The 2,900-nt window shown below is 62.3% G+C and carries 4 protein-coding genes; 1 reads left to right on the top strand and 3 read right to left on the bottom strand.

The genetic code is table 11. The features are described 5' to 3' along the window. Positions 1 to 348 precede the first annotated feature (348 nt). Positions 349 to 1,584, top strand: a complete 1,236-nt coding sequence (locus EN935_RS29345) for an amidohydrolase family protein (protein ID WP_127264858.1) — start codon at positions 349 to 351, stop codon at positions 1,582 to 1,584. 321 nt (positions 1,585 to 1,905) lie between these two features. Here the strand turns inward: EN935_RS29345 and EN935_RS29350 are convergent, their stop codons facing one another. The 3 genes from EN935_RS29350 to EN935_RS41525 all read right to left on the bottom strand — a co-directional run. Beyond that, positions 1,906 to 2,172 carry a hypothetical protein gene (locus EN935_RS29350; RefSeq protein WP_127264857.1) on the bottom strand — a complete coding sequence of 89 codons (267 nt, stop codon included), beginning with the start codon at positions 2,170 to 2,172 and terminating at the stop codon, positions 1,906 to 1,908. Positions 2,173 to 2,247: 75 nt separating this feature from the next. Continuing rightward, the gene (locus EN935_RS29355; protein ID WP_109660562.1) at positions 2,248 to 2,454 is read right to left on the bottom strand and encodes a hypothetical protein; all 207 of its coding nucleotides are present in this window, start codon (positions 2,452 to 2,454) and stop codon (positions 2,248 to 2,250) included. A gap of 210 nt (positions 2,455 to 2,664) precedes the next feature. Then, positions 2,665 to 2,900 (bottom strand): hypothetical protein (locus EN935_RS41525; RefSeq protein ID WP_206534599.1); only part of this gene is annotated, 236 nt, incomplete at its 5' end.

A 2,900-nucleotide genomic window follows, 5' to 3' on the forward strand; every position in this document is an offset into this window, starting at 1 on the left:
GACGCGGACGGGGGGGCGCATTGTTGGGATGGCTCGGGCGCCCGCGTCAACCAGGGCGGCTCGTACCGCCGCATTAGCAGCATTGCATATTGCGCGCCGGTCGAAACTTCCGCGAAAGCGGAATAGGCCGGGGCTGAAGTGCAGATTCGGCGCCTGGGATTTCGGCGTGCCTAAAGCGCGTCGCGTTTGAACGGATTCCGGCGGCGCGCTTTAGGTTCTTTGTTTCTATGCATGTCGTTTTCCCAAAACCGAGGTCACTTTTGGGCGACATGCATTAGAAACGGTTTCTCTTTCCTGCCGCATCGACCGCCGGCGGACGAGCGGCGACGACTGCGCTTCAAACGATGGATGGCGCCCTTGAAAGAACAGACGATTTTCCGAAACGCCAAGCTGGCCGACGGCTCGCTGGTCGACCTCACCGTGACCGAAGGGCGCTTCGGTGCCATCGTGCCGGCGCAGAAGATGGCGGACCTCGCCGGCATCGACCTTGGCATTGTCGATCTTGCTACTGTTGATCTTGGGGGCCAGCTTGTCGTGCCCGCCTTCGTCGAGGGCCATATCCATCTCGACACGTCGTTTTATGGCGACGCCTGGCGTCCGCACATCCCTTGCACCAATGGTTTCGACGTGCGCGAGCGTGTCGCCTTCCAGGCCAGGAATCTGGCCGCCGCCGCCCCAATGGCGGAGCGGGCGAAGAACCAGCTCGAGCTCTGCATCGGCCATGGCAGTCTCGCCATGCGCAGCCATGTCATGGTCGACGGCTCGGTCGGCCTGACGCATCTGGAAACGATCCTGACAGTGCGCGAACAGTATCGCGACCTCATCGACATCCAGCTCGTCGCCTTCCCGCAAAGCGGCATCCTGGCCTCGCCGGGCACGCCGGAGCTCCTCGAAGAGGCGCTGAAGCTCGGCTGCGACCTGATTGGCGGGCTCGACCCCGCCAGCTTCGACCGCGACGTGAAGGGTCATCTCGACGTGGTATTCGGCCTGGCGCAAAAACACGGCGCCGGCGTCGACATCCATCTGCATGATGGCGGCACATCAGGCCTGTTCCAGGTCGAGGAGATCGCCGCGCGGACAAGGGCGCTGGGCATGCAAGGCAACGTCGCCGTTAGCCATGCCTATGGGCTGGGCGATATTCCAGCCGACGCCCTGCTGAAGGCCGGCGAGATGCTGGCTGCCTCTGATGTCGCGATCATGACCAATGCGCCGGGCAATCACGCCTTCCCGCCGGTGGCGGCGCTCAGGGAAGCCGGCGTCACCGTGTTCAGCGGCTCCGACAACATCCGCGATTCCTGGTGGCCCTATGGCGATGGCGACATGCTGAGCCGCGCCAACATGATCGGCTACCGTTCCGGCTTCTACGAGGACCACGAACTGGCCGCCGCCTTCGACATGGTGACCCATGCCGGGGCTAAAGCGCTGGGGCTGGCGGGCTATGGCCTTGCGGTCGGCGCCAGCGCCGACTTCGTCACCCTGTCGGTGCAGCATGTGCCCGAGGCGGTGGTGGCGGTGCCCAAGGCGCGGACGGTTTATCGCCGGGGCAGGGCGGTGGCGAAGGATGGCAAGATGCTGACGCACTGACACGTGCCGCATCGCCGGCGCGTGAAAACGGCGAGCGAGAAAAATGGCCCGGCGGCCAGGTGCAAAGGGAGGCTCGCCGGGCCCGGCCGGCTTCTGGCGGTCGCCGGCCGATTTGCTATATTCGCCGTCTCTAATATTAATGCAAGCGCCGTCAAACCTCTTCGGTGGATAAAAGGCTGTCAGGCGTCAGAAGCCGACCGTTCCGGCCACCATCAGGACCAGCATGACGACCGCTGCGCTCCAGACGGCGGCCATGGACAAGGTTCTTCCGTCCAGACGAAGCCTGCGATGACCCTCGCGCGGCGGTAATTTCGACATCGCTCAGAAGCGGTCGAAGTCGCAGATGCGCACCTTCTGGATCACCCAGTGGTGATGGTGCCATTGCTTCCTGACCTTCACGAAGCAATGGCGGTCGTGATGCCTGCGCCAATGATGATCACGGTCGTGATACCGACGCCAATGATGACGGCCCATGCCCGTATCGCCGTTGTCCGTCGTGATGACGAGGCTGGCGGCTTGCGCCGGAGCGACGATCGTGGGCGACACGACGGAGATGGCGACTAGGGCCGAAAGAATGAAGTTCTTCACTATGGATCCTCCTTTATTAGTCGTTGCTTATGCCAATTCGAAAGACGGCTGTTTGTTCCGTGGGTGCGGACGCGATCAGTTTGCCGCTCTGCCATCCGCCGCCTGGATCGATCGGGCCGGTGGGGAAGACAGCGCGCGTTGATCCGAGGGCGGCTCGCTGAAGTAGAGCGAACTGCCCAGAACGAGGAACACGAAGCCCACCGCCATCAATCCAACCATAAGCACGGCAATCGCCGTGCCCGGGCCGTGGCCTGTCTTGATGATGGTGGACCGATGGGGCATCGCGCTGTTCTCCGAATTGGGCGCCGGCTGTTGTCATGCCGGAGCCTTCGCGACAAACGACAAGCAGGCCCCGATGTTCCCTTGTCCGGGCTTCAATCGGTCACGTCGGACTTTTGCTTTTTACTGTAGGACCAAGGTCTTAGATGCCAAACGCAAAAGTCCGAGGGGCCCTGTTCGGTTCCGGCAATGTCCATTGGACGTTCCATTATTTTAGTCAGAACTGATATAATGCTCGAGCAAAAAACTTAGCCGGCCAAGCGTCTTCGCCAAGAATTCGGGCATGGAAAATGTGGTTTTGGCAACACCCGAAGCGATTGACAACACGCCGTCGCATCTCGGCGGGCCGGTCTGCGTCTCGGCGCAGGCGGGCCGCGGTTCGAACAGGGTCCTGCCGATAGTCAGGAATTCGAACTTGCAGGACTCGCGCCGGCCGAGCGGTGGCGAGA

It is taken from the genome of Mesorhizobium sp. M7D.F.Ca.US.004.03.1.1, from assembly GCF_003998635.1.
GTDB lineage: Bacteria > Pseudomonadota > Alphaproteobacteria > Rhizobiales > Rhizobiaceae > Mesorhizobium > Mesorhizobium loti.